Source organism: Cystobacter fuscus (assembly GCF_002305875.1).
GTDB lineage: Bacteria > Myxococcota > Myxococcia > Myxococcales > Myxococcaceae > Cystobacter > Cystobacter fuscus_A.
Map to the genome: position 1 here is coordinate 664,160 of NZ_CP022098.1, position 25,473 is coordinate 689,632.

Consider the following 25,473-nt stretch of genomic DNA (forward strand, 5'->3'; position numbering starts at 1 on the left):
GCTTGCTTGTTCTCTATTCCAGCCGTCTGACACTCGCGGTGTGGGCTTCTCAGGGATGTCCTGCCCACAGCTCCCGCTCGAGCGAGGCCAGCATCGACGCGGCGACCTCGGGCGGAGGCAGGCCCGCCTCGTCGATGAGCTGGGCGTCCAGCGGATGGGCCAGCTCCTCACGCAGCGTCTGCACGGCCTGACGCCGCGCCTCGCGCAGGGTGGCGCGCTCCGCGTCCGACAGCCGCTCGTGGGCCCAGTGATCGATGGCCCAGGACAGCTCGGCGTGACGCGTCTCGTCCTCGGCGATGCGCGCCATGACGCCGCGGATCTCCTCGTCCCGCGCGTGCATCGCCTGGTAGTGCGCCACCAGCGCGCCATACGTCTCGCGCGTGCAGCCCTCCACGATGTTCTCCAGTGCCACCTCGAACAGGGAGCGCGGGGGCGGCGTTTCCACCTGGAGCCGGGGAGGCGTCGCACCGAAGCGGCGCGCCAGGCGGGTGCTCACGTCGGTGTGCATCACCTCGTCCAGGGCGCTCGCCAGGGCATCGTTGCGCAGGGACTCGTCCGCGCCGTGCAGGGCGAGCTCCTCGCGCAGTCGCAGGAAGGCCTGGATGGAGGCCGCCTCCATGTGTGCGGCGTGGGCGAAGTGCCGGCCCAGGGCACTGTCGCAGTCCACGCTCGCCGCGGCGTGCAATCCGTCCGGCCTCCGGCCAACGATGCAATTGGGGTCGCCCTTCTGCAGCAGCGTGCGCTTCTCCTCCGTGAGGTCTCCCGACGGAGAGACCTTCATGACGATCTGGTACAGGTTGGTGCCGGCTCCGCAGGTGCTGCCCTCGGTGCCAACGACGTTGAAGCTCCCGTCGGGATTGGCTTTCACCGCGCCGGATGTCAGGTTCCCACAGCTCACGTTGAGCCCCTGGCCGAAGGCGAGCAGCGCGGCCTCCTGGGTCGTGTCGATGGGTCGGAGGAAGCTCTTGAGCGCCTCCAGGGAAGTGTGCGCGGTCACCTCGTCACCCCGGGTCGTCGCGAGATAGTAGGCGCTGCACACCTGCTCGCAGTGCTCGTGGAAGCCCTGGGTCGAGCCGAGCTGCTCCAGCGCGGACTGGCACGCCGATGGATCCGAGGCCGTCGCGCAGGCCGTGCCCGAGGTCGAGACCACCCGCTGGGGAAACGTTCCGGAGTTGAACTTCGTGCCGACGACCCGGAGCTGCACGACGTCCGGAGCGACCGCGGGCGAGAGGCCGCTCACCGCGAGCGCGTTCTGGTCACAAGTGGGCCGGGCGTAGCCCGTCAGGTCCACGCCAGGACACTGCTCCTGGTGCGGCTCTCCACAGGGCCCTCCAGCTGGAGGCTCGATGACACCACACCCCGTGAGCACCAGGGGTGAGAGGAGCGAGGCGCGGAGGGTACGGGCGAAGAGCAGGCGCAGCGGGGGCGAGTGCATGGAATCTCCTGGGTGAGAACGCGGGGGCGATGGAAAAGCAATGCGGATGCCAGGGCCGCCTGCTCCCGTCCTCAGAGGAGGAGCTTGTCCGGGGAGCACCGCGAGGTGCCACCCGACTCAAAAACCTGAGGGGGCTCGCACGGGAATTCCGACGGGTCCGTCCCCGCCTGGGTCGCGAAAAAAGCCCCGGGAATATCCACCGGGCGCTGCGTAGAGGAGGTGCGAGGCAGCGAGGAATTGGAGCCCCCCCGGTCCCGAGCGGGGTGGGTGTTGGCTGTCTGGCATTTCCTTCATCCCGTCGAGGATCCCATGAATGCTGTTCGAGCCACGCTGCTGAGCGCTTGCGTCCTGCTGTCCACCGGAGGGGCCGCGCATGCCCAGACCCGCCCCCCGCCCGACATCGCCCAGCCCGGCACTCCCGTGCCCACGTCGCCGCTCTTCCCCTCGTCGACGGTGGGCGATCTGCTCACGCGCCACCTGAACCTCATGGTGTCCGTGGGCGAGGAGGTCGAGTCGCGCTACCAGGAGTCCCTGCGCCTCATCCAGAAGGAGCCCGAGGCCGTGCGCCTGCTCCAGGACGCCTATGCCAAGACGGTGGAGACCGAGTATTTCCTGCGCTGGCAGCTCGTCTACACGCTCGCGTCGCTGAACCAACGCGAGGCCTTGTCGGGACTGGTGCGCATCGCCCTGTCCACGATTCCCGCCGAGCGCGGCGGCAGCGACGAGTTCTTCACCACCGGGCAGGAGTCCAACATCCGCGTGGCCGCCGTGGACGGGCTCGCCTCCCTGGCGAAGCTCGGTGTCACCGAGGCCGGGAGCTACCTGCTGCGCCTCTCCCAGCACTCGGATCTGTCCATCCGCCAGCGCGCGGTGCGCGGCTACCTCGCGGCCGGCTCGGACTACGACGCCCGGGCGAAGCTCTTGCAGGCCAACCTGCCCACCAGCGACCACTGGCTCATCACCCTCCGGGTCACCGAGGTGCGCGGCGTCGCGCATCCGGACGACACCCCCGAGGACATGCGGCCCCGGAAGCGCGAGTCCGACGACGAGAGCCCCATCGCCCGCTGAATCCGTCCCCCGATTGAGGAGAACCCACGATGAAGAACTTCGTCCCGAAGATGATGCTCCTGGCCGCCGTCAGCCTGACGTCCCTCTCCGCGCGCGCCGCCACCTGCTACTACCAGCCGGGCAACAACACCACGAGCGGTGACGTCTTCTATGGCGCCTTCACCTGCAATCAGAAGTACATCGACCAGTTCTGGAATCACTTCGACTTCGACAAGGGAGACTGGGACGATGGCTTCGGCTATGAGGCCGCGTGCGATCTGAACCGGCCCCTGGCGCGAACCTTCAACGCGCTGTATCTGCTCGCCTATTCGGCCGAGGACTACGCCCGCAGCACCAGTGACTTCAGCGGCAACGCGCTGCGCTGGGCCTATCCGTATTCGTCCACGTACATCGACGAGCTGGATGGCCGCTGTGGCTCCGGCGACAAGAACACGGGCGCTCGCGCCACGACCGTGCACGGCCCCATCATCGACAACTACACCGAGCTGTACTGGCCCTTCTTCTACGGGGAGAACGTGGTGCAGCGCGCGGGCACCATCCTCCACGAGTCCCGCCACGGCGCGGGCAAGTCACACGATGCCGGCTCGTCGTGCCCGCGCGGAGCCTCGTGCGACAGCAGCTGGGGCTACAAGGGCGCCAACATGTATCAGGTGCTCTACCTCTGGTGGTTCCGCGTCGACGGCACCCGCACCACCCAGGCCATGCGTGACTTTGCTCGCACCGAGGCCCAGAACATCATCAACAACGGCTTCAAGGCGAACCCGGGCTTCGTCATTCCCTGACACGGTGTTGGGATGTCGACCGGTGTGCTCTGGCGAGCCTCCGCGCGAGAGCGGGGTTGGCGGCCACCGGGCCCCACGCTAAGCCCTCCCGCCGAGGAGGAAGCACATGGCGGAGATGAGCTATCGGACGGCCCTCGTGACGGGGGCCTCCAGCGGTCTGGGGCGGGGTCTGGCGTTGTGGTTGGGCAAGCGGGGCGTGAAGGTGTACGCCGCCGCGCGGCGGCTGCCCCGGCTCGAGACACTCGCCCAGGAGGGCAAGGCCCTCGGCGCCACCCTCGAGCCCGTGGAGCTGGACGTCTCCCAGGCGGACGCCACGCTCGCGCGCGTGCGCGAGCTGGACGAGGCCTGTGGCGGGTTGGATCTGGTGGTGGCCAACGCGGGCGTGGGCTTTCCCACCAACGCCCGCGACTTCCCCTGGGAGGACGCCAAACGGGTCATCGACGTGAACGTCACCGGGGCCGCGGCCACGCTGTCCGCGGTGCTGCCCCGGATGGTGGAGCGCGATCGCGGCCACCTGGTGGGCATCTCCAGTCTGGCGAGCTGCCGCGGTCTTCCGCAGAACGCCGCCTACTCCGCCTCCAAGGCCTTCCTCGACACCTTCCTGGAGAGCCTGCGCGTGGACCTGCACGGCACCGGGGTGCGCGTCACCTGCATCCGGCCCGGCTTCGTGAAGACGGAGATCACCGCGGGCATCCAGCACCCCATGCCCTTCCTGCTGGAGGCGGATCCGGCCGTGGAGCACATGGGCCAGGCCATCCTGCGCGGGGAGGATGTGTACGGCTTTCCCTGGCCCATGGCCCGCGCGGTCGGGATGGCCCGGTGGGTGCCCAACGCGCTCTTCGACGCCGTGGCCAGCAAGGTGCTCTGAGGCCCCGGGCGGGCCCGCTCAGAAGCGCAGCGTGGGCCCGAGCAGGATGGAGTGCAGCGGCTTGGCGCAGGCCTCGGCGGTGGCGGACTCGAGGCTGTCCACACGCACGTCGCACCATTGCCAGGCCGTGGAGGCGGTGATGCCCAGGTGATCGCCCACCCACGCGTCCACGCCGAGCCGCACCGCCGTGCTCAACCCCGAGTGCAGCATGCGCTGCGGCGAGCCCGTCCCGAGATCCGTCAGCGTCAGGGGCGTGGCGCGGCTCTGGGCCACGCGCAGTCCGACCCACGGCGTCACGTTGCCATCGCGCAGGAAGCGCAGCCGCAGCTCTCCTCCCAGCGACAGGTAGTCCAGCTCGGTCGTCTGCCCCTGGAAGCGCCGTCCCCACGTCTCCACGCCCTCGCCCACCACGCCGAGGGAGAGCCCGAAGGGGGTTTCCACGCCCACGTAGGCCTGGAGCCCTCCTCCTCGGGCTCCGATTCCGGAGGTATGGTCGATGACGAAACCGGCGCTCAGCGAGGCGTACCCCCGCCACGGCCCCGCTTCCGACGTCCCCGCCCACAGCAGCACCACCAGGCTTCCGAGACTCGTCGCGCGTCGCATGAGGGGGCGCAGCTTAGCCCAGACCCGCCCTCCCAGGTCCACCCCTCGCGGGGGACGTCTCCGCGTGCTCGTTCACTCGCATGAGCACGACTCATACCGCGTGTGTTGCTCGCCCGCGCCCACGCCCTATCTCCGGGGTTGTGGGACGCGCCGAAATGGCGCAGAGGTAGAGTGGGTTGAACAACGATATGTCCATTGAGATGAAGCCCATCGGGCTGAACATTCCCGACGCCGACGATGACTGGATTCCCCGCATGGAGGACATGCCCTTCCATCGCCTGGGGGGAGAAGCCGGCGTGCGAGCGCTCGCCGAGGCCTTCTATGACGCCATGGATGCGAACGAGCCGGAGCTCGCCCGGCTGCACGAGCTGGATGCGAACGGCAAGGTGGGGCCGGGCACCCGGGAGCGCTTCGGCCTCTTCCTCATCGGCTGGCTCGGCGGTCCCCAGCACTACATGGAGAAGCATGGCCATCCGCGCCTGCGCATGCGCCATGGCCACCTGCCGGTGAACCTCGCCCACCGTGACGCCTGGGTGCGCAGCATGCAGCGGGCCCTGGATGCTCGGGGCGTGAAGGGTGGGGTGCGGCGCTTCCTCGATCAGCGCTTCGCCGAGGTGGCCGACTTCCTGCGCAACACCGAGGGGTGAGCGGGCGGACTCCCCAGCCTCGGCGCACGATGAAGTCGAACCGCTCCACGGCCGTCGGAACTCCGCCAGGGTCGCCCGTGAGCGCTTCGCCTCGGCCGGCGCGTAGCGCGTCACCGCGGACGTGTTCTCCGACTCCTTGAGCGGCCCCTCGAGGATGACCGGGGTGAAGTCGCCCGGCCACGGCACGCTCAGCAGTTCCCGCCCGTGCTTGAGTGGATCCACGATGGTGAAGCTCGGCCACTTCGGGAGCCGGATGGTCCGCATGTCGCAACCGTGGAAGCTGCACAGGTCCAGCCGGGCCTCGGAGAAGTCGCAGTTCTCCATCCCTCCGTGCTCCCACCACTTGTCGACTCCGACCCGCTGGCCGAACCCGACGCCCGAATAGCGGCCCTTGAACCGGCAGCCCTCGAACCGCATGGACGTCCACCACTGGTTCACGACTTCACGCTTTGCCTCGATGGTGCAGTCGATCAGCTTCCCCCACATCGGGACTAACTGCCGCCCTCCGATGCCGAGGACCACGGTGCAGCGCCGCAGGGTGAGGTTGGGCCCGAGCCAGTACATGGCTGCCTTGTCGGTCAGCTCCAACCGTTCGCCCTCGATCTCCCGGTTCTCGTAGTGGATGTTCGGGCTCACGCGCATCTCAGAAGAAGATCATACGGAAGAAGGTGCTCGCCATCCTCCGTCCGTGAAGCTCGAAGTTCGAGTCCGTCCCAGACAGGAGCTCATAGTGGTACTTCTGCCCCACGGGGCCCACCACATCGACGCGCATCTTCTTGCTCCTGAGCAATCCCGAGCGGCTCACCGGCAGGTCCGCTCGCCCGAGTTCCAGGGTCGTGGTAGGCAACCCGGCATGGGAAGCGAGGGCAGAGGCGAGAACGATACCCTGGAGAACGAAGGGCTGCCGGCCTACATCGGGTACGAGTACCAGATCTTCGTGACCGTCTGGGTAGCACTGGAGCTGATCTTCAAACGGGGCCTCCCTCACATCGAGATTGAACCGGCCTCTCAGGAGGACATCGAAGCCAATCTCAGGGTGAATCCGGACGAGGCATCGGCAGTCCTCCGCGTCGAGACCCTGTCCATTCAGGTGAAGTTCCGTGGTTCGGAGTGGAAGCCTGCGGCTTTTCGGGAACTGCTGCAGGGGAAGCCCAAGACGAAGAAGGGAAAGCAGGGCCCGGCCCCACGCCAACGGGCCTGGGAGTTCCTCGGCGCGGATCCTCTTCGGCGCTATCTGTTGATCACCAACGCGCAGCTCGCGCCCAAGCTACAGTCTCTCCGCGTGGAGGAGCTGTTCTCCCAACCTGGCAATGCTGTCATGCCCGAAGAGTGTACCGAGGGAGACGGGGGTCAGGAGTTGGCGAAGCGCATCGCCGTGTTGGCCGAGCAGCCCCTGGAACTCGTCGCCTTCAAGGCCAAGGAGTTCCTCACGTACCGGCTGCATGTCCCGTCGACGAGAGCCGAGGAGTGTCTTCGCAGGTTGATCGAGAGCGTCCGCAATCGCCTCCTGGGAATTGGATCGAGGCGATGGACCCGCGGGGAGATCCTCGCGGAAGCCCAGCGGTTCGGTGGCAGCCTGTACCCGACACCGGCCCTGGATACATTCGTTCCGCCAAAACACATCAGGCAGATCGAACAGCAACTTGCCAACAAGCATGTCGTGGTGTTGATCGGTCAGGCAGGTGCTGGCAAGACGCTGACTGCACAGTTCCTGGAGTACAAGCTCAGTACTCCCGAGGGGCCCGAGCAGGAACAGCAGACGCCCTTTATGATCTGCCGCGCGAAGGTGCCCCAGGACGCCAGGAGAGAATTGGCGAGCCCGGGCTCTGTCCTGTTCATCATCGAGGACCCGTGGGGCAAGTCCAAGTTGAGCGTGGACGCCGACCAGTGGGTGAGCGAGTTGGGTAGCTTCCTGCGTCAGGCGGGAGAGCAGAAGAAGTTCATCATCACCTCACGCCAGTCCATTCTCGAGGATGCGGAGGGCATGGAGGATGTGGAGGACTTCTGTGTCCGGATTGATTACGAGCACTACGACGAGGGAGCGCGCAGGAGGATCCTCACCAACATGCTGCGCGATGCGCAGCCCTGGCAGCGGCAACTTGCCCTGGAGTCCGCGACAAGGATCGTTAATCAACTGGAGGCTCCTATCTCGCTCCAGAGGTTCGCAGAGCAGCTGAAGAAGGCGAAGTCCTCTGAAAACGTCGTCTTGTCGCGGTTGATCCAAGCCTCTGGTGTCAATGTGCTGGCTGATCTCGTGGAGCGGGAGATCGGGCTTCTCACCTGGGAGGCCGTACCCGCTGCGGCCGTGCTCTGGTCCCTGCTGTGCGAGACTCCGACTTTCTCCCGCGCCGCGATGGAACAGCGTGGGAGCTTGGCCCGGCGGGTGGCCCCACCGTTTGCTCCCTACCTGGAGGTGAGCCGGCTCGCCTTGTGGATGGCTGGAGAGCGGTGGCTCGACTCGGATGACGCAACCTACCGGGCGCACCCCACGACCATTCAGGGCTTGGAGCAACTCATTAAGGGGAAGAGGGCGGACATGGCTCGGGGGGTGTTGGAGCCGTTGCTCTCGGGATTGGTCGCGGTCAGTCAGTTCGCCGATGCACTCGGTATCGCCGAAAACCTTCGCGATCGACAGGATTGGATCCCTGCCGATGTGCGGAGCGCCATCGCAAACTCCTTGCGTGAGCAGTTGTTGGCAGATGATGGTGAGGAGCGCTTCCGAGATACCTTCTTCAAGGCCGTACGCTGGTCGAACGGGCGTGATCCAGTTTCTCTGATGGTGCAGGCGCTCGCAGCCGAGTCGAAGCCGGTCAAGAAGGCATCTTTTGCGATCCGGGAATGGCACCGCCCCACGTGGACGACCGCCGAGCGGGAGTCCGTGCTGGCTTCAAAGGAAGCACGGCGGATCGTTGAACGGCACATACGCTATGTCGTGCCATACCATTCCGAAATCTTTGTTGGGGTTCTAGACAGGCCTCGCTGGCTCTCGGAGCTGTGGAACCTCTCGACTGTCTATCCCGACGCAGTCGTCGTGGCGGTGGAGGAGCAGGCAGACGGAGTCCGTGAACTCGCGCTGGGGGCGATGCTCACGGATAGGGCCTCCTTCGATAGCCTGGCCGACAAGCTCCTGCGAGGCTTGGATGAGGTCGAGCGGGACGCGAAAGCTCATCGCCAGGAGGTCGCGCGTGGGATGGCGCCTCCAGGTGCGCGCGCGCAGGACGCTGACGAATACTTCTCTGAGCGAGCATACCCGTACAGCTCTGCGTTGGAGGAACTTGTCGCCGAACGCCGAAGGGTGGAGGGCTATGAGTGGCTGGTCAAGCATGCGTGGCGAGCGCGCCTGCTTGGGAATTGGGGGGCTGCCTTGCAGCGGGAGGATGAAGGACTCACCAAGGAGGAGATGTTGGCGTTCTTCGCGGCTTGCCAGCCGGAGGAACTGAGCCGGGTCGCACGGACAATCCACGGCAAGCAGTGGTCTCTGATTGCCCCAGAGCTGGTTGCAGCGCTGGGAGAGGTCAAGCAGGACGACCTGGAGGAGTATCTCGGGGCCGTGGCACGCGTTGTCTCGCCGGAGCAGTTGAAGGCGCTGATCAAGGCCAATCCGCCACCGCTCTCTGACGTTCAGCGCGCGGCGATCGTCCTGAGCAGCCGGAGTGCTCATGGGCCGCTTGAGGAGCAGGCGCTTGCGCTTCAAAAGATGCTGGCATCCACGCTCGTGCCGGATCGCGAAGTGCTCCTCGACTGCTGTGAGCGTGCCGAACGCGGGGAGGAGCTGGGTGCTTCCCAGCTTCCTCCATTGCGCCCAGAGGACTTGCGGACGCTCCAGGAGTGGGCCGCCGAACCGGCATTCATTCCAAGTCGTGGTGCTCTGGTGATGTTGGCCGCAGTGGGAGAGCCGGTTCTCGAGCTGGTGCGTCCCGCGCTGAGCCATCCGGATGAGAGGGCCCGGCTCGCCGCCGTGAGGGCACTGGCGCTGCATCCGGAGGGGGAAGCGCGGCAACTCCTGCGTCGCGCACTGGAGGACTCGTACTTCGCCTGCCGGGAGCAGGCACTCCGCGCCCTCGCGTCCTCTGCAACGCCTGACGAGCGGCGGGAGCTGCTACGGTTGGCAAGGAAGGAGCCCAGTGACATGGTGCGCTTGGCGTACGTTGAAGCTATCCGTCAGCACCACTGGCTGGATGGAGTGGATGTACTGTGCGAGTTCCTGCGAGATGAAACCGACTGGTCCGATGACCCCTACGGAGACGAGGTGGGGCATCGCATCGCGCGAGAGGCCGCGCGTGTTTTGACGACACTGAGTGGAGAACTGCCGCAGGACGTCATCTCGCAATTGCTGGAGTTCGTGCGAGGAGGTGTTGCCTCCAACTCTGATCCCTTCGTTCACGATCTGGTGTGCAAGTTCTTGGAGGCGCTGGCGGTCGCGGAGTTGCCATCGGTGTTGATCCACGTTGCGGGGAGCCCTAAATCGTCCAAAAGGCAGTGGGCCCAGAGATCGATACGAATCAACGCACTGTTGGTGCTGCATCGCCTCGTACAGAAGCAGCCCACGGAGCAGTTGGACCTGATCCAACCCCTCGTGGAACTAGCGAAGCATCGAAACCCCTGGTTATCAGGACTGGCGGTGATAATGCTGGGCCTTCTGGCTCCGCGCAGCTGGGAGTCGTCGGAGCCAATCTTCGCCGAGTCCGAGGAGCAACGAGAGGCAAAAGCATTTTTGATGTTGTGCGCTGCTTCAACCCGCGGGCTGAACTTCCAAGGGATCGCCGCGGCCAAGGCCTTGCCTGTGGCTCATCCGGCAAGCCAAATCGTGGAGTGGCTCTCCGCTTCATTACCGAAGAGCGCTGACGAATGGCGTGAGCGCCTGGACGCACACCAGGAGACGCGCGACTGGCTGTGGGTGCTGCAAAGCGGCGAAGGATGGGAAGACTTCCTTTGGCGGGCTTGCTGCCACTTTCTCGGGGACGAGTTCGAGCGCAGCTTCAAACCTCGCGACCTGGCACCCTCGACCACGTGAGGATCTGCTGGGCGGGTGCCCGGGCTTCGGCTCCGGGCACGGACGTCGTGCAACCGTGACCGGATCGGCCGCTGGTCTCGGACGAAGAGCCCGAAGGGCAACGGGAGCACCGCGCCCGAGACGCGCGCCCCCTGACGCTCTCCCCGCTCTCTCGCAGTTGCATTCTGGCAGTGGCCCACGAGAGCCCCCGGCCTTTTTGGCCTTGAGCGTCGTGTAGCATCACCAGCCCAGAGCTTCCGCCGCTCCGTGCTACGCCACGGGCTTCCTTCTGAGACGCGACAGGTGCTCCTCGCCGCTCTCGGCGAAGCGTCGTGCCAGCTCGGCTTGGCCCTCCGCGCCGTGTTCCAGCAGGTACGCCAGCTCCGAGGGCAGCAGCGCCTTGACGGTGACGAGCTTCACCTGCCCGTAAGGCGTAGAGAAGTGACCCGGCAGCGTGCGTGACGTCACGCCCAGCAGCACGGCCACCCGGCCTTCCTCGGTGACGAGGGACTTGGGCAGGCCCTTGCCGGACACCTCCATGGAGAAGATGCCCGCCTTCACGCGCTTGCGCACGTGCTCGTGCTCGGCGACTTCATCCGCCACACGGTTCAACAGCAGCAGGGGCCAGCCCTTGGAGATGTCCTTCACGGCCGCGTCCACCTCCATGGCGAGTTCCAGACCGAAGCCCACGGAGGGCTCCAGGCGCTCGATGAAGGGGTCCGAGAGCCCGTGCGTCACGAGCAGGGTGCGCCCCGCCTCGCGACGAATGACGCTCCAGAGCTGCCGATGGCCCGGCCACGCGCCGCTCATGGCGATGGGCATGAAGACCTCCTTGTCCAGCGACCCCAGGGTGCGCCACGCCGCCTCACGAGCGGTGTCCGCCTGCTCGAACAACTCGCGGCTTTTCTGGTCCCGCGCGCGTTCCTCCGCGCTGATGGTGCTGGGGCCGGTGACCTCCGTGAACTTCGCCCCCGTTGCGCCCACGCGCTCCAGGGCCTGCTTGATGTCCTCGGAAATGATGAGGACCACGTCCCACCCCCACGAGCGGAAGACCTTGGCATCCCCTACCTTCGTGGGGTCGATGCGCATGCCGATCACGGACCGGTACCTGCCCGTCTTCTCCGGACGGCCGTCCTCCGGTTTCCAATACCGCACCTCGTCGGATGCTTCGTCGTCGATGCACTTCACGACGCGCGTGCAGACCAGGATGTAGAACTGCTCGGCGTGCGCTTCGACATCCACCGGGATGAGCTGCACATCCCTGGGGGCCAGCTCGGCGAAGACCGCGGCGACTCTGGCGCTGACGAGGGGAACGCCGATGCCCGCTTCGGAGTAGTCCAGTGCTTTCCCATCGCCTCCTCGGAAGGGAATTCTGAGCCGCCCCTCGATGGTGGTCGGCGCTCCCTTCGTGAACACGTAGTCATCAACCTCCCGGCCCTGCGCGTCAGTGGGGGTGTCCAGGTCCCATCGACCGGGAACGTAGACGTCGTCACTCAGGTCGAAATACCGGTTCGGCATGACACATTCTTACTTAACGCCGAGCGTCCTCGGAGAGGAGCTTGTAGAGCTTGGAACTTCTATCGGTGAGTTCCTGTGCCATCTGTCGGAGTTCAGTGACCAGGGCTTTTCGACAATCCAGGGTGCTCCGGCATGTGCTCGTTGCGTCGCGCAGTCGCCTGTAGACCGCCTCGTGGTACGCCTGGGGGTGAGGTCCCTTGTGCCCTTCGAGGGGGACCTTGTTGGCTTGAGCTTCCATCGACATGCCCGCCTTGTCGAAGAGTTCCTGGAACCGTTGCGTCCAAGGCCCGCCTCGCGCAGTGGACTTGCTGTTCTCAACGGTGGCGATGTGGTGCACCTGTGCCGCAGCAACGAGCGCGACTCCACGCCTCGCCCTACAAAACGACCCATTACAGCGTGTCGCGGTTGAAGATGGCCAGGGAGTGCCATATCAACCCGTCTCGGCCGTAGAAGAACAGGATGAGACAGTAAGGACTGTCTGACGGCTCATCCGGATGGGGCGTCCACGCTAGCCGGAGACCCTCCAGAACCCTTGGACCCACGTCCGGAGAGTAGTTTTGGCACTCTGCTGCGAGCGCGTCAGTCGGGTCGAGTCGCCGGAGATCCCGCCACTCACCGGCTGGACTGGAGAGAAGTGTCCTCAGAACTTCCTGATGGCGCTTCATGCCAACGACGTCGCCAGAGACGAGTTCCAGCAACACCTCCAGACTCATGGGCTCCATATCACCTCCCGAAGAGAGACTTGAATGCATTGAACTCGTGCTCGGTAGCCAGCCGGAGAACACCACTTTGGGCTCTACTCCTGTGCGCAGCCGCGCTGCGCACGGCTACAGTCGTAACGTGCGTACCGTTCTGCTCGAAGATGTGTTCTCGACCGTTCGGACCCCGAATGACGAATCTGCCGTTCTCCGACTGAATGAAGACGTCGGCAGGTCGTGCGTTCCTCGCGTCGTTGAACGCTGTCCCGACAGGTCGGCCCTCCATTTGTCGCTGCCGGGCATGCTCGGATCTCGAGGGCCCGTTCACCGCCATGCTCACGGCATTGGCGGGCAGGATGACACTGAAGGTGCCCTCGGCCACGGCGACCTTCACCTTGTCCGCTTCCCGCACGGCCGTGAGCACGTCTCGGATGCCAGCATGGGATTTGAGCGCACCGGCGGCTTTCGCGAAGCCCGGCAGCGTTGGGGCCTTGGACACGAGCGTCGCCGTCTCCCCCACCGCCGCCGTGCCCAGCAGGAGGAGAACCCGCACGCTGTTGGGCCCGATGACCTTGCCGAAGCGGTCTCCCGCCTCGCGCAGCTCCGCGAACGTGCTGGCCTCCGCTGCCTCCTCCCAGAGCTGGAAATAGGCCTCTACCAGATCGAAGAGTTCCCACCCGAGATAGCCCCACATGAGCAGGGCGAGTGCGGCGGCGACGCCTTTGGAAACGGGCTCGGGCGCCGCGATCAGGGCCAAGTATCCAATGAGGGTGAGGCTCAGCGCCGTCCAGAGCTGCGTCGTGGAGAACATGCCGCGCAGCTGCGCGTCCCGGGACTCCAGCGCCGCATTCACGGAGAGCGCCAGGGCGAGGTCGCGCTTGTCCTCGCCATCCAGGCCCGGCCCGTCCTTGAACAACTCGAGGCAGTCACCCGGCGTACCTTGGCGCTCGCAGAAGCCCCCGTAGGAGCGCGCCAGAGGTGTGTGCCACTCCTCGCCCGTGAGCGGAACCGAGGCCAGCGCCAGCTTCCGGTGGAGGTAGAGCGGGACGTGGGCGCCGGCCACCCGCAGCGGCATGTTCAGCACCAGGGTGGTGAGGGCTTCATCGAGCTCGAAGTCGCTCACCCGCACGGCCCCGAATCGGGTGGGCAGGGAGAGGCGAACCCGCTCGTCCGCGGCCTCGCCCTCCTGCTCTTCCCCGGCCTCCGCCAGCAGGCTGCCCCGAGGAATGCCCGTGGCGCATGCGGCGTGGAGGACCAGGACAATCAGCCAGAGGACTCCGGTCGCCGCCCATCGTGGATGTACTCGTCTCTCCAAGGCTGGTGCCTCCCCCAAGTGGAAACGACCCGGGAGGATAGACGAGGGTCATTCCCACGAGACAGGGGGAGGCGTGCCCGCCCTCCGCCAGGGTGTGCTCCCGTGCCTAGAAGCGCAGCAGCATGCCGGGGCCAGCCGTCATCGAGTCATTGCGGTTGCGCATGAGCACCGGCACCGGCATGGCCTGGAAGCCCGTGGAGCGCAGTCGCGGCCCGGTCCGCGAGGGCGGGTACTCCGTGGGCGGCTCCGCCGTGGCCAGCAGCGTGATGACGAAGGTGGCCGCCACGCCTCCCAGCGCGGACAGCGGCACGGCGGGACCATCTGCCAGCGCCGTGCCCACCACCAACAGCACCGCGCCCACTCCCAACGGCAGCGCGGTGAGCTTGAAGACGCGGCCAGGCGACAGCTCGAAGGGCACCGCCAACAGGCCGCCCACGCCCATGCCAATCAAAGGTGCCACCAGCGCCGGGGTGAGATCGATGTCCCGGTCGTCCGCGAGCACGAACGTGGACTGGACCAGCCCGGTGAGCACGAAGGCATAGAGCGCGCTCATCCCCACCAGCGCCGTGTCCCCATCGCTCACGTCCCCATAGGGCGCGGTGGCCGCGAGCACGCCGATGATGCCCAGTTGGGTGGTGAGCAGCGCGGTGACCGCACGGCTGGTGTCGCTGAGCTTCTGCGTGGTGCCGTACCCGAAGCCCGCCAGGAAGCCGAGCGCCGCGCCTCCCGCCGCGAGCATCGACTCGTTGCGCTCCACCGGCACGTAGTACTGGTACACCGCCGCCGCCGTGCCGAGTGTCAACCCGGTGACGACTCCGCCCACGTACGCCCCGTTGCTCGTCCCGAGCGCGTGGCCGTAGATGCCGCCCGTCACCACGCCGCTGAGCAGCTCGGTGAAGATGAGCAGCAGGCCGCCCTCGCCACTGGAGAAGCGGCTGTAGCGCGCTGCGCGCTCGGCGGGTGCCTCCGCGGGCCCCTGGCTGGGTGGGGGCGGGGGGACGTACTCGGGCTCGGGAGGAGGCGGTGGCGCCGGGATGGGCTCCGTCTGGGCAAGCAGGGGAGGCGAGGCCTCCGTGGACTGCGAGGATTGTGCCCGCGCGAGCCCCGGGGCGGACAGCAGTCCAAGACACAACAAGGAAGCGACAAGCCGCATAGACACGGGTCTCCTGGTCATAACCGTGCGCGGAAGATGGGTCGCCCTCCCGGGGAGTGCACCACCTACCCCGTCATTCTTTTCCGACCGCGGGGCCTCGAAGTGTTGGCTGGTGAAGGCCCTGGGGGGCGAGCCCGCCGTGGCGCTCCGCTGTGGCACAATGTGGTGCGTCGCGGGAGGCCGGGCATCGGCGCCTGGATTCTCCGGTGTCACGGAGGGCCGCCCCCATGAAGACTTCCCCCCGCGCTGGATCACCCACCTGGCGGAGCCTGTTGCGTCGAGCGCCGTGGCTCGCGAGCGCCGTGCTCCTGGGTTTCGTGGGCTGCGCCCGGAGCGAGCAGGTTCCCGCGCCCGTGGAGGCCTCGGTCGCGGGGTACTGGGTGCGGCCCTTCTCCCGGGCCAGCCGGCTGGCGCCATGCGGACATGGCAACCATGTCTGGGCCTGGACACCCCAGCGGGCCGGGCTGGGGCTGGTGGACGCGGACGGCGGCGAGCTGTCGGTGAGACTCGGGGACGAGAACGCGCGGGTGGTGGACGTCATCCCCTCGGCGGACCCCGAGCGCGCCTGGGTGCACGTGGAGGTGGTCTCACCGGAGGCCGGGCGGGCCAACGCCGTGTACAGCGTGGATCATCAGGGCTCGCTCCAGCGCATCGACGCGCTTCCCTCGCAGGAGCTGGTGCTCGCGCCCTCCGAGGGCCATGAGCGACTGTGGGTCGTGTCCCTGTTCACCGCGAAGACCCTCTGGGTCATCGACCCGGCGGGAGGCGTGGAGGCGGTGGCCCTGTCCATCCCGGGACAAGCCTCCGCCGCCGTGGGCCGGGCGACGCTGGTGCCGGTGGGGGATGGGCGGCAGGGCTGGCTCGTGCTCGACCAGAACCTCCACCAGGTGGATCTCCAGGCGAAATCCAAGTTCAACCCCCGTCCGCTGAGCGCGCGCAACGTGAGGGAGCTGATTCCCACCTCGCGGGCCCAGCGTGTCTGGGTGTTGGATTCGTCCAGACAGACGGCGCCCCGGTTGCTCCAGACGGGCCGGGAGGGGGCGGCCGACAAGAATGTGGAGCCCTCACCGCCCCTCCCCGACACGGTCCAGCGGCCCTTCGTCCATCAACGGGGCGACTCGCTCTGGTTGGTGGTCCCCGAGCCCAAGGCCGCGAAGTCCCCGGGGTCCTCGGTGACCACGCCAGCGGGGCTGTCGCTGAAGCTGGTGACACCCGAGGGGCCGGTGGGCTCCGGCGTGCAGGTGGAGGGCGCTCCATTGATCGCGCATTCGCCGGATGGGGCCGCGTGGGCGCGCGATGAGCACCGCGTCTACCGCCTGGGTGACACGGGGGATGAGTTGGCGCGCAGCAAGTCATTCTCCGACGTGGACGCGCTCCTGCCGGTGTCGGCGGAGCAGGCGTGGATCGTGTCGCGCGACGGCTTCGTCCGCCTGCTGTCCATGAAGGACTCGGCGCTCGTCGTGACGGCCTCGGACCCGACGAACCTGCGCGCTCCGGTCGCGCGCGCGTGGGATGCGCACGGCGTGTGGTTCGTCTCGGACGAGGAGACGCGCTTGCACCGGCTGCGGCTCGGACCGGAGGGGCTCTCCCTTTCCCTGGTGCTCGAGGGCGTGGACCTGGGCGACGTGCGGCCCATCTCGGGCACGGAGCGCTTCTGGATCGCCGGCACCCCGCGCAGCTACGTCCAGGCTCCCGTCTCCGAGGTGCGGCGCGTGGAGGTGGGCTTCGCGGGCGGTGCTGTCCTGGAGCGCGGCGCGGAGGGCGCGGTCCAGATGACCGGGACGCCCGAGGCGGGGGCGGCGCTCTCGTCCCTGGAGGTGGACTGGCCGGGGCTCGTGCGGGCGAAGGGTCTGGAGAGCGGCCTGCGGATCGAGGTGCGCGACGAGAACGGCAACCTGGTGGGGCAGGGCCTGCGGCGGTTCGTCGAGCCCGAGGGACTGCTCTTCCAATGGACGGAGCCGCCGGGAAGCACCGAGCACCTCTACGATCTCCAGGTGTCCTCGCCCGAGGTGGAGAACGGCTCGCGGCTCACCGCCAGCTTCCGCCACGTGCCCTTCGGCGTGCCCCTGCTGGATCAGGTCTGGGTGCGCACCGCGCTCGCGTGCGTCGGGTTGACGCTGCTGTTGCTGTTGCCGCTACTGCTCCTGCGGCCCTCGGCCGCGCCCCGCCGGTGGTTGCCGCTGCTCGGCTACAGCGTGTCGCTCGTGGGCGCGGGGGGCAGCGAGGTGCTGGGCCTGTTGGGCGGACTGCGCATCCACCTGCCCACGGTGGTGGGCGTGGTGAGCGCCGAGGTCGTGCTGTGCGCGTGCCTGGGCCTGTTGTCTCCCGTCGTGTTCCGCAAGCTCGTCTTCACCCATCCGTTCTCCTGGGCCGCCGCGCCACTGTTGCGCTCGCCCGCCTTCCGCCGCCGCTTCTTCGCCACCCACGTGCGGCAGGTGCGCCGCCGGGTGGAGGTGGCCTCGGCGCAGGCCAATGGCGAGGTGTTCGTGGACCTCTCCGCGCACGTCGTCGAGCATGGCGGGCCCGGTGTGCCGCCTTCTCCCTCCGAGCGCACCGCCGCGGAGCTGTGCCTGCTGCTCACGCACGAGCGCGCGCACCTGCTCATCCAATGCGCGGGAGGCCGGGGCAAGAGCGCCCTGTTGCGCCAGCTCGTGCGGCTGTCATTGGAGCGCTTCGAGCAGCGGCCCTCCTCGCCCCTGCCTGTCTTCATCGACCCCGCGGCGGAGGATCTGGAGAGCGCGGCGAAGGAGGCACTGCAGGACCTGGGCCTGCCGGAGGAACTGCGCAACGCGCTGCTCGAGTCGGGGGACTTCTTCCTCGTGCTGGACGGCCTCACCGAGTCGCGGGTGGAGCCCGAGGCGCTGCGCCGCTACCTGGAGCGTGAGATGGGGCTGCATGCGCCCCTGCTCCTGTCGGCCCGGCCCAACGAGGCGTACCGCCTGGCGATGTCCCACTCGCTGCGCTGGATGGCGGTGGAGCCCAAGCGATTGGACGAGGCGGGGCTCGCGCGTTTCCAGGCCGCGTACCCGGACGAGAAGGGACAGCTCCAGGTGCTCTCCGGCGCGCTGCAACGCATCTGCCGGGGGCGTGGGGGGGATGGCACCTATGTGCCGCTGCTGGTGCGCCTGGCGTTGCGCTTCGGGGGCGGGGGCGTGGACAGCGTCATCAACCTCTATCGCTCCGTGTTCGCGGGACTGCTCAAGCGCGACCCGGACGACGCGGCCACCTCGGAGATGCTCGCGTTCGCGGAGGCACTGTGCCTGGACAGCTATTGGGAGCACCGCAGCCGGCTCATCGTCTTCCGGGACAGTCCGGACGAGCACAAGCTCCAGGGGCTGCTGGACGCGGGGCTGCTGGTGCCCGCGGACGCGCGGCCGGGCCCGGTGCCCACGCACGTGCGCTTCTTCCATGACTCGATGCAGAGCTACCTCACGGCGCGGGCGCTGTACGCGCGCCAGGCGTCACAGGCGCGGTGGGACTGCCTGTGGCGGGCCGCGGGCGAGCCGGGCTTCGCGCGCGAGCAGTCGGACCTGATGACGGAGGCGGGCTCGGAGCTGTTCCAGATGTGCGCGTACGTCTTCGGGTACGACGCGCGGCTGAAGGCCGAGCTGGCGCGGCACCTGGAGCTGTGCGCCGAGGCGAATGACGAGCGGCTCACCAAGGAGGGCATCCTCGCGGCGGTGCCCGGAGAGCTGAGGGAGATGCTGCGCAGGTCCGGGCGGTCGCTGGGGCCGGGCGCGCTGCTGCGCGAGGCCACCCGGGTCTGCGCGGAACATGGAGAGGGGGAGGCCCTGTTCCTGCTCTACGCGCGCATCGCTCCCCGCGTGTGGCCCTGGAAACCCAACGACGTGGAGGACGCTCCTTCGCGCACGGACGCCGCCTGACATGCCCGTCACCCTTCCGGCCCACGCCGCCGCGGTCCTGCCGTTCTTCCGGTTCGTCTCCAGCCACTGGGTGCGCACCGCGCTCGTCGTCGGCGCCTGCTCCCCGGACTTCTCCTATATCTACGTGCCTCACGGGTGGGGACGGGTGGCGCATACCGTCCCGGGCCTCTTCCAGTATTGCCTCCCCGTGGGACTCGGGGTGCTGGTGTGGCTGCAAGTGCTCGTCCTGCCCGCGCTGAGGCGGGCCCTGCCCGAGGTGGCGGGTGTGCAGTGGGGTCGCTTCGTGCGGCTGGAGTCCCCTCCGCGCACCCTGCTCGCGTGGGCCGTGGTGCTCGGGGCCCTGCTGGTGGGCGCCGCCACGCACCTGCTCTGGGATGGTTTCACCCATCGCGACATGTGGCCCGCGAACGTGCTCTATCGGGGCATCTACGTCCCCGTGGGGAGCCGGGAGCTGTCGCTCTCCCGTGTCTTCCAGCACCTCTCGTCCGTGGTCGGCTCGCTCGGGGTGCTCGGGTACATGGTGAGGCGCTACCGGCACCTGGAGCCCGTGCCAGGGGGCTCGTGGGCGGCCTTCCTCCGGCTGCTGCTGCCCACGCTCGCCGGAGCCTGCGCGGGGCTCGCGTGGAGGCTGTCGCGCCCCGAGTCCATGGGGGCGCTGGAGGCACAGGTCTGGTGGGTGTTCTGGCCCACCGTGACGGGCGCGCTCGTGGGGTTCACGCTCGGGTGCGCGCTCGTGCGGTGGTACGAGGGGCGCGGAGCGGCCAGGCTCTCCGCGCCCCGGTGACGGCTCGCGCTCAGTTCGAGCCGACCGCCGCGCCGCTCTTGCCCACGACGGAGGCCGACTCCTTCGTGGGCGTGGCCGCGGTGCCGGGCAGCTCCGCCTTGCCCGTCTTCACCAGCGCGTAGCCCACGCCGATGACGAGCGAGCCCGCGACGATGGACAGCAGGTAGATGAGCACGTGGTTCACCGCGTGGGGGATGAGCAACACGAAGAGGCCCCCGTGGGGTGCCATGAGCTGGACGCCGAAGAACATGGACATGGCCCCGGTGATCGCTCCCCCGAGCACGCTGACGGGAATCACGCGCAGCGGATCCTTGGCCATGAAGGGGATGGCGCCCTCGGAGATGAAGCACAGACCCAGTGCCAGCGCCGCCTTGCCCGCGTCGCGCTCCGGCTTGGAGAACTTGTTGCGGGCGAGCATGCTCGCGATGCCCATGCCGATGGGCGGCACCATGCCCGCGGCCATGATGGCGGCCATGGGCCCGTAGGTGTTCTCCGAGATGAGCCCCACGCCAAAGGCATACGCCGCCTTGTTGATGGGGCCGCCGAGGTCGAAGCACATCATCGCGCCCAGCAGCGCCCCCAGGAAGAGCGCGTTGCCGGTGTTCATCGTCTTGAGGAACGTGGTGACGGAAGACAGGAGCGCGGCCACGGGCGCGCCAATGACGTAGATCATCACCAGTCCGGTGACGAGGCTCGCCACCAGGGGGATGATGAGGATGGGCTTGAGCGCCTCCATGCTGGCGGGCAGCTTGACGTAGCGGCTCAGGGCCTGGGCCCCATAGCCCGCGATGAAGCCCGCGGCGATGCCTCCGAGGAAGCCCGCGCCCAGGGTGCTCGCCAGATAGCCGCCCACCATGCCGGGCGCGATGCCGGGCCGGTCCGCGATGGAGTACGCGATGTAGCCCGCGAGCAGCGGCACCATCAGCTTGAACGCCGCGCCTCCTCCAATGTCCATCAGCGCCGCCGCCAGCGTGCCCTTCTCCTTGAAGGCCTCGATGCCGAAGACGAAGGACAGCGCGATGAGCAGGCCACCCGCGACGACCATGGGCAGCATGAACGACACGCCCGTGAGCAGGTGCCGGTAGGGTCCGCGCTGGCCGCTCTTGCCGGCGGGGGCCGCGGCCCGCTCGCCCTTCGCGCCCTCCAGGACCGTGGCCTTGTCCAGGGCCTCGCGGAGGGTCTGCGTGGACTTCTTCAGCGCGGCGCCCGTGGAGGTGCGCCAGACGCGCTTGCCCACGAAGCGCGAGGGGTCCACCTCGATGTCACAGGCGAGGATGACCACGTCCGCCTCGCGGATCTCCTCCGCCGTCAGCGCGTCCTGCGCTCCCACCGAGCCCTGGGTCTCCACGCGCAGCGGATAGCCGAGTCCCCGTCCGGCCTGCAGCAGGGCCTCGGCCGCCATGAAGGTGTGGGCCACGCCCGTGGGACAGGCGGTGACGGCGACGATGCGCGGCGAGCCCGCGGTGGCCGCTGGCAATGGGGGAGTGCTGTTGGCGGGGACCGTGGGGTTCCAGGGCCGGGCCTCGGCCTCGGCGCGGGTGAGGAACGCGCGCGGGTCGGGCAGCGCCTCCGAGATGGGGGCCTGGAAGACGCGCTTGCCCGCGAAGCGCGCGAGATCCACCGGAGCGCTCGCCGCGACGACGACCAGTTGGGCGGCCTCGAGGGTGGCCGCGTCGATGGGGACGAGCGGCGCGAGCTGGCCGTGCATCTCCACGGACGTCTTCCAGCCGCGCTGGGCCGCAGCGCGCTCGAGCCCCCGCGCCGCCAGGAAGGTCGTGGCCACGCCGCTGGGGCAGGCCGTGATGAGGATCACGTTCATGGGTGCGTCTCCCCGGCGCTCGGGTCCATGGACAGGCTCTGGACGAGGGTGTGTTGGTGGAGCTGCTCGAAATCCACGGCGTCGGGCTCGCCGACGCCGATGTGTCGCACGGACTCGGCGGCGAGCGCCGTGGCGAAGCGCAGGACGCGCTCGCGGGGCCAGCCGGACAACACGCCATGCAGCGTGCCGGCCAGCAGGGTGTCCCCCGCGCCCACGGTACTGACGACGGAGACCGGAGGCGGCGTGGCGGTCAGGGCGGCGCCGTCCGAGGCCCAGAGCACGCCCTCGGAACCCAGGGACAGGAGCACGTCCGCGATGCCATCGTCATGGAGCCGCCTCGCCGCCCGGAGCCGCGCCTCGTACGTGTCGAGCGGATGCCCCGCCCAGTCGGCCAGCTCGAGATCATTGGGTTTGACGCCCGAGGGCCGCGCGGCGAGCCCGGACACGAGGGCCGCTCCGCTGGTGTCGAGCCAGACCGGCACCTGGTGCTCGCGGATGCGGGTGATGAGGTCCGAGGGGGTCGACGGGGGAATGCCCTGCGGGAGGCTGCCGGAGATGACGACGGCGTCGAGCCCGGCGGACAACAGGGTGTCCAGCCGCGCGAACAGGGCTTGCAGCGCGGAGGAGGGGATGCGCAGGCCAGGACCATTCAGGTCGGTGACGCGCCCGCCGGCCTCGGACAGCTTGATGTTGATGCGCGTCTCGCCCGGCACGCGGATGAACGCGTCGCGCAGGCCACACGCGGCGAAGGCGCGCACGAAGTCCGTCTCGTTGTTGGCGCCGAGCAGGCCGGAGACGGTGACGTCGTGGCCGAGCTTGGCGAGCACGCGCGCCACGTTGATGCCCTTGCCGGCGGCGTCGATGCGGGTGCTCTCGGTGCGGTTGACCTCGCCGAGCCGCAGGGTGCCTCCGGCGCGGACGGTCAGATCGAGGGCGGGATTGAGGGTGAGGGTGAGGATGCGTGCCATCACGCGTTCTCCAGGGCTTCGCGGACGGCCGCGGCGGTGGGTTGTTGGAGGGCGAGCCGCGCCAGTTCACGCGCTCGGGACAGGGTCAATTCACGGACACGGGCCTTCACGAGGGGCACGCGGCGGCTGCTCACGGACAGCTCGTCCACGCCCAGGCCCACCAGCACGGGGATGGCCTGGGGATCCGAGCCGAGCTCGCCACACACGCCCACCCAGCGGCCCTCGGCATGGGCGGCCTCGACCGTCAGGCGGATGAGCTGGAGCACGCCGGGGTGGAGCGCGTCGGACTGCGCGGACAGTTGCGGATGACCGCGATCGATGGCGAGTGTGTACTGGGTGAGATCATTGGTGCCGATGGAGAAGAAGTCGGCCTCCTTGGCGAGCGTCGGGGCGAGCAGCGCGCACGAGGGCACCTCGATCATCACACCGAGCTGCACGTCGGCGGCCCGCACCTGGGCCTGCACCTTGTCGAAGAGGGCCTTGCCCGCGCGGAACTCCTCGAGGTCCTTCACCATGGGGAACATGATGCGCACCGGGCGCGTCCCCGCCGCGGTGAGCAGGGCGCGCAACTGGGTCTCCAGCACCTCGGGTCGGGTGAGCGTCAGGCGGATGCCGCGCAGGCCGAGGAACGGGTTGTCCTCCTGGGGCATGGGCCAGTACGACAAGGGCTTGTCCCCGCCCACGTCGAGCGTGCGCGCCACGAGCGGCCGGCCCGCGAGCGCGTCGAAGGCCTTGCTGTACTCGGCGATCTGCGTCGCCAGATCGGGCTCCTGGGGATGCGCCATGAAGACGAACTCGGTGCGCAACAGGCCCACGCCCTCGGCGCCGCGCTCCACGGCATCCGCGGTATGCGCGGTGCTGCCCAGGTTGGCGGCCACCTCCACGCGGTGTCCGTCCTGCGTGCGCGCCTCCTCGTGGCGCCGCGCGTGGGCCGCCTGCCGCCGCGTCTCCTGCTCCGCGATGCGCCGCTCGGTGCGCTCGCGGCGCGTGGGGCTCGGCGCGGCGACCACCCGGCCCAACTCTCCGTCGACGATCAGCTCCACGCCGGAGACAAGCGCCATGACGCCCTCGCCCGCGCCCGCCACGGCGGCGATGCCGAGCGCCCGGGCGAGGATGGCGCTGTGCGAGGTGGCTCCACCCCGCGCGGTGACGAGGCCGCGCACCTGGGCCGTGTCCAGCCGGGCCACGTCCGAGGGCCCCACGTCCTCGGCCACGAGGATGTAGGGGTGCTCGGGGGGCGTGGGCAGCTCCACGTCGCACAGCAGTCCGAGCACGCGCCGGCCCACGTCGCGCAGGTCCGCGGCGCGCTCGGCCAGGAGGCGATCCGCCAGCGACTCCTGGGCGCGCGCCGCCGTGTCGATGGCCCGCCACCAGCTGGCCTCCGCCGACGCGCCTTCGCCGATGGACTCCAGCGCCGGGTCGCGCAGGGCCGGGTCCTCCAGCATCTCCAGGTGGATGGACATGATCTGGGCGACTTCGTTGCCCACGGTGCGCTGCACCATCGCGGAGAGCTGTTGCTTCGCGCCGAGCAGGGCCTTGTCCAGCCGGCTCCGCTCCCGCGCCGCGTCCTGGGCGCGCTCGGCGTAGCGGAACTCCGGGGGCCGCAGCACGTAGGCGGGCGCGATCGCGATGCCGGGCGCGGCGGGCACGGCCGTCAGGGGCTCATCCACGGGAGGCGCGGCAACGGGCTCCTTCCGGGGGGCGAGGGGAACAGGCGCCTTCTCGAGCGCCTCGCTCAGGGGCGTCACCGGCTCACCCAGTCCGCCGAGCACGGCTTCCACCAGGGCGGAGACGGCCTGGGTGGCGCCCTCGCCCTCGGCGGAGAACACGAGCGTCTGACCCCGGCGTGCTCCCAGGCCGAGCACCTTGCTCAGGCTCGTCGCGGAGACCGCCTCACCGCTGCCCTCCAGCAGTCGCACGCGCACGGGCAGCGTCTGCTCCCGTGCCACCTGGACGAGCGCCCGGGCCGGCCGGGCGTGCAGGCCATGCGCGTTGAGCAGACGGACGCGGGCGGTCTGCGCCTGGGCGGACTCTCCGGCGAGCCGCGACAGGACGGCCTCCGCGGACAGCCCGAGCAACCGCGCGCCCTCGCCGTGGGCGAGCAGCCCGTCGAGCCGCTCGAGCAGGGCGCGGTGCGCGTCGCCCTGGGCGGCGAGGCAGAAGACGCCCGCCACGTCTCCGGCCTCGTCCCGGAGGGACTTGTCCGGCGTGGCCAGCGCGAGCGCGGGGGTGCGCACGCCCGAGGTGCCGACCACGAGCCACAGCCCCTGGCCGAGCGACACGGGAGGCTGCCCGGCGATGGTGGCGACGAAGCCCGCGTCCACGCAGCCCGCGTGACGCAGCCGGGCCGCGGCGGCGAGCGCCAGCTCCCACCGGTCCTTCACGGGCAGGCCCAGGCTGAGCGTCTGGGCGTCGAGCTTCGCCGTCACCGGCTGGCGCGAGAGCGTGGCGATGACCTCCTCGGGACTCGTCGCGCTCGCCAGCGACTCGGCCACGCCTTCCCGGTCCAGCACGTGCGTGAGCTGGCGCAGGATGTCCAGGTGCTCGTCGGACTGCGCGGCGATCGTCACCAGCAGGTTGACGCGCGAGCCGTCATGCCACGCCACGCCCTGGGGAAATTGCAGCACTCGCACGCCCGTGGAGCGGACGTGGCGGCGGCTCTCCGGCGTGCCGTGCGGAATGGCGATCCCCTTGCCGAGGTAGGTGGAGGACTGGGCTTCCCGGGCGATCAATCCCTCCCCGTACTCGACCGAGACCCGGCCCGCGTCGACCAGTGCCGCCGCTGCTTGAGCCAAGGCCCCCCTCCAGTCCGCGGCATGACAACCGAGCTGGACGTCGTCTCGTGTCAGCATTAGCATCTATTGCGGTCTCCTTGTTTTGCCGCTTATAATGGAGATGCTGAATCGTGTCACCCTTTTGGGTAAAATAGGTTTGTGCC

Annotated in this window: 18 protein-coding genes; 7 read left to right on the forward strand and 11 right to left on the reverse strand. The window is 68.8% G+C overall.

Annotated features, from left to right (window positions below):
• Positions 1-49 precede the first annotated feature (49 nt).
• Complete coding sequence (locus CYFUS_RS02850) at positions 50-1,435, reverse strand: ferritin-like domain-containing protein (RefSeq protein WP_095983823.1); 1,386 nt, start codon at positions 1,433-1,435, stop codon at positions 50-52.
• Positions 1,436-1,744: 309 nt separating this feature from the next.
• Here CYFUS_RS02850 and CYFUS_RS02855 point away from each other — a divergent pair, with 309 nt between their 5' ends.
• The 3 genes from CYFUS_RS02855 (at position 1,745) to CYFUS_RS02865 (ending at position 4,153) form a co-directional block, all read left to right on the forward strand.
• Positions 1,745-2,503: a hypothetical protein gene (locus CYFUS_RS02855; protein WP_095983824.1), complete on the forward strand. Its 759-nt coding sequence runs from the start codon at positions 1,745-1,747 to the stop codon at positions 2,501-2,503.
• A gap of 29 nt (positions 2,504-2,532) precedes the next feature.
• Complete coding sequence (locus tag CYFUS_RS02860; protein ID WP_198316439.1) at positions 2,533-3,285, forward strand: hypothetical protein; 753 nt, start codon at positions 2,533-2,535, stop codon at positions 3,283-3,285.
• Positions 3,286-3,391: 106 nt separating this feature from the next.
• Entirely contained in the window at positions 3,392-4,153 is a 762-nt protein-coding gene (locus CYFUS_RS02865; RefSeq protein ID WP_095983825.1) for an SDR family NAD(P)-dependent oxidoreductase, read from the forward strand.
• 18 nt (positions 4,154-4,171) lie between these two features.
• Here CYFUS_RS02865 and CYFUS_RS02870 read toward each other — a convergent pair whose 3' ends face one another.
• A complete protein-coding gene (locus CYFUS_RS02870) occupies positions 4,172-4,756 on the reverse strand; it encodes a hypothetical protein (protein WP_095983826.1) in 585 nt (194 codons plus the stop codon).
• A gap of 188 nt (positions 4,757-4,944) precedes the next feature.
• On the opposite strand from CYFUS_RS02870, the gene CYFUS_RS02875 reads away from it, so the two are divergent.
• Positions 4,945-5,403 carry a group II truncated hemoglobin gene (locus tag CYFUS_RS02875; RefSeq protein WP_095983827.1) on the forward strand — a complete coding sequence of 153 codons (459 nt, stop codon included), beginning with the start codon at positions 4,945-4,947 and terminating at the stop codon, positions 5,401-5,403.
• A 643-nt stretch (positions 5,404-6,046) separates the two neighbouring features.
• Here CYFUS_RS02875 and CYFUS_RS53770 read toward each other — a convergent pair.
• On the reverse strand, positions 6,047-6,175 hold the full coding sequence (locus CYFUS_RS53770) for a hypothetical protein (RefSeq protein ID WP_269770204.1): 129 nt from the start codon (positions 6,173-6,175) through the stop codon (positions 6,047-6,049).
• An 81-nt stretch (positions 6,176-6,256) separates the two neighbouring features.
• On the opposite strand from CYFUS_RS53770, the gene CYFUS_RS02885 reads away from it, so the two are divergent.
• Positions 6,257-10,417 carry a HEAT repeat domain-containing protein gene (locus CYFUS_RS02885; RefSeq protein WP_095983828.1) on the forward strand — a complete coding sequence of 1,387 codons (4,161 nt, stop codon included), beginning with the start codon at positions 6,257-6,259 and terminating at the stop codon, positions 10,415-10,417.
• 249 nt (positions 10,418-10,666) lie between these two features.
• On the opposite strand, the gene CYFUS_RS02890 is transcribed toward CYFUS_RS02885, so the two are convergent.
• The 5 genes from CYFUS_RS02890 to CYFUS_RS02910 form a co-directional block, all read right to left on the reverse strand.
• Positions 10,667-11,914, reverse strand: coding sequence for an imm11 family protein (locus CYFUS_RS02890; RefSeq protein ID WP_095983829.1), 1,248 nt, complete (start codon positions 11,912-11,914; stop codon positions 10,667-10,669).
• A gap of 13 nt (positions 11,915-11,927) precedes the next feature.
• Entirely contained in the window at positions 11,928-12,251 is a 324-nt protein-coding gene (locus CYFUS_RS54455) for an AHH domain-containing protein (RefSeq protein WP_095983830.1), read from the reverse strand.
• A 52-nt stretch (positions 12,252-12,303) separates the two neighbouring features.
• Positions 12,304-12,627, reverse strand: coding sequence for a hypothetical protein (locus CYFUS_RS02900; RefSeq protein WP_157758203.1), 324 nt, complete (start codon positions 12,625-12,627; stop codon positions 12,304-12,306).
• A 10-nt stretch (positions 12,628-12,637) separates the two neighbouring features.
• On the reverse strand, positions 12,638-13,927 hold the full coding sequence (locus CYFUS_RS02905) for a hypothetical protein (RefSeq protein ID WP_095983832.1): 1,290 nt from the start codon (positions 13,925-13,927) through the stop codon (positions 12,638-12,640).
• A 106-nt stretch (positions 13,928-14,033) separates the two neighbouring features.
• Positions 14,034-15,080 carry a hypothetical protein gene (locus CYFUS_RS02910; RefSeq protein ID WP_157758204.1) on the reverse strand — a complete coding sequence of 349 codons (1,047 nt, stop codon included), beginning with the start codon at positions 15,078-15,080 and terminating at the stop codon, positions 14,034-14,036.
• A gap of 227 nt (positions 15,081-15,307) precedes the next feature.
• Between CYFUS_RS02910 and CYFUS_RS02915 the strand changes: the two genes are divergently transcribed.
• Both CYFUS_RS02915 and CYFUS_RS02920 read left to right on the forward strand, forming a co-directional pair.
• A complete protein-coding gene (locus tag CYFUS_RS02915) occupies positions 15,308-18,964 on the forward strand; it encodes a hypothetical protein (protein ID WP_157758205.1) in 3,657 nt (1,218 codons plus the stop codon).
• A 1-nt stretch (position 18,965) separates the two neighbouring features.
• Complete coding sequence (locus CYFUS_RS02920) at positions 18,966-19,748, forward strand: DUF4184 family protein (protein ID WP_157758206.1); 783 nt, start codon at positions 18,966-18,968, stop codon at positions 19,746-19,748.
• A gap of 10 nt (positions 19,749-19,758) precedes the next feature.
• Here CYFUS_RS02920 and CYFUS_RS02925 read toward each other — a convergent pair whose 3' ends face one another.
• From CYFUS_RS02925 to ptsP, 3 genes are read right to left on the reverse strand one after another with little or no spacing between them, the layout of a single operon-like run.
• On the reverse strand, positions 19,759-21,567 hold the full coding sequence (locus CYFUS_RS02925; protein ID WP_095983836.1) for a PTS fructose-like transporter subunit IIB: 1,809 nt from the start codon (positions 21,565-21,567) through the stop codon (positions 19,759-19,761).
• Complete coding sequence (gene pfkB / locus CYFUS_RS02930; protein WP_095983837.1) at positions 21,564-22,535, reverse strand: 1-phosphofructokinase; 972 nt, start codon at positions 22,533-22,535, stop codon at positions 21,564-21,566. Before pfkB ends, CYFUS_RS02925 begins: the two co-directional genes overlap by 4 nt.
• The gene (gene ptsP / locus CYFUS_RS02935) at positions 22,535-25,393 is read right to left on the reverse strand and encodes a phosphoenolpyruvate--protein phosphotransferase (RefSeq protein WP_095983838.1); all 2,859 of its coding nucleotides are present in this window, start codon (positions 25,391-25,393) and stop codon (positions 22,535-22,537) included. The genes pfkB and ptsP overlap by 1 nt, the downstream gene beginning before the upstream one ends.
• Between the last annotated feature and the right edge of the window lie 80 nt (positions 25,394-25,473).

Bases quoted from the DNA above. Each gene is read 5' to 3' on its own strand.
- CYFUS_RS02850 (WP_095983823.1), bottom strand. From the start codon at position 1,435: ATGCACTCGCCCCCGCTGCGCCTGCTCTTCGCCCGTACCCTCCGCGCC.
- CYFUS_RS02855 (WP_095983824.1), top strand. From the start codon at position 1,745: ATGAATGCTGTTCGAGCCACGCTGCTGAGCGCTTGCGTCCTGCTGTCC.
- CYFUS_RS02860 (WP_198316439.1), top strand. From the start codon at position 2,533: ATGAAGAACTTCGTCCCGAAGATGATGCTCCTGGCCGCCGTCAGCCTG.
- CYFUS_RS02865 (WP_095983825.1), top strand. From the start codon at position 3,392: ATGGCGGAGATGAGCTATCGGACGGCCCTCGTGACGGGGGCCTCCAGC.
- CYFUS_RS02870 (WP_095983826.1), bottom strand. From the start codon at position 4,756: ATGCGACGCGCGACGAGTCTCGGAAGCCTGGTGGTGCTGCTGTGGGCG.
- CYFUS_RS02875 (WP_095983827.1), top strand. From the start codon at position 4,945: ATGTCCATTGAGATGAAGCCCATCGGGCTGAACATTCCCGACGCCGAC.
- CYFUS_RS53770 (WP_269770204.1), bottom strand. From the start codon at position 6,175: ATGCGCGTCGATGTGGTGGGCCCCGTGGGGCAGAAGTACCACTATGAG.
- CYFUS_RS02885 (WP_095983828.1), top strand. From the start codon at position 6,257: ATGGGAAGCGAGGGCAGAGGCGAGAACGATACCCTGGAGAACGAAGGG.
- CYFUS_RS02890 (WP_095983829.1), bottom strand. From the start codon at position 11,914: ATGCCGAACCGGTATTTCGACCTGAGTGACGACGTCTACGTTCCCGGT.
- CYFUS_RS02900 (WP_157758203.1), bottom strand. From the start codon at position 12,627: ATGAGTCTGGAGGTGTTGCTGGAACTCGTCTCTGGCGACGTCGTTGGC.
- CYFUS_RS02910 (WP_157758204.1), bottom strand. From the start codon at position 15,080: ATGCGGCTTGTCGCTTCCTTGTTGTGTCTTGGACTGCTGTCCGCCCCG.
- CYFUS_RS02915 (WP_157758205.1), top strand. From the start codon at position 15,308: ATGAAGACTTCCCCCCGCGCTGGATCACCCACCTGGCGGAGCCTGTTG.
- CYFUS_RS02920 (WP_157758206.1), top strand. From the start codon at position 18,966: ATGCCCGTCACCCTTCCGGCCCACGCCGCCGCGGTCCTGCCGTTCTTC.
- CYFUS_RS02925 (WP_095983836.1), bottom strand. From the start codon at position 21,567: ATGAACGTGATCCTCATCACGGCCTGCCCCAGCGGCGTGGCCACGACC.
- pfkB (WP_095983837.1), bottom strand. From the start codon at position 22,535: ATGGCACGCATCCTCACCCTCACCCTCAATCCCGCCCTCGATCTGACC.
- ptsP (WP_095983838.1), bottom strand. From the start codon at position 25,393: ATGCTAATGCTGACACGAGACGACGTCCAGCTCGGTTGTCATGCCGCG.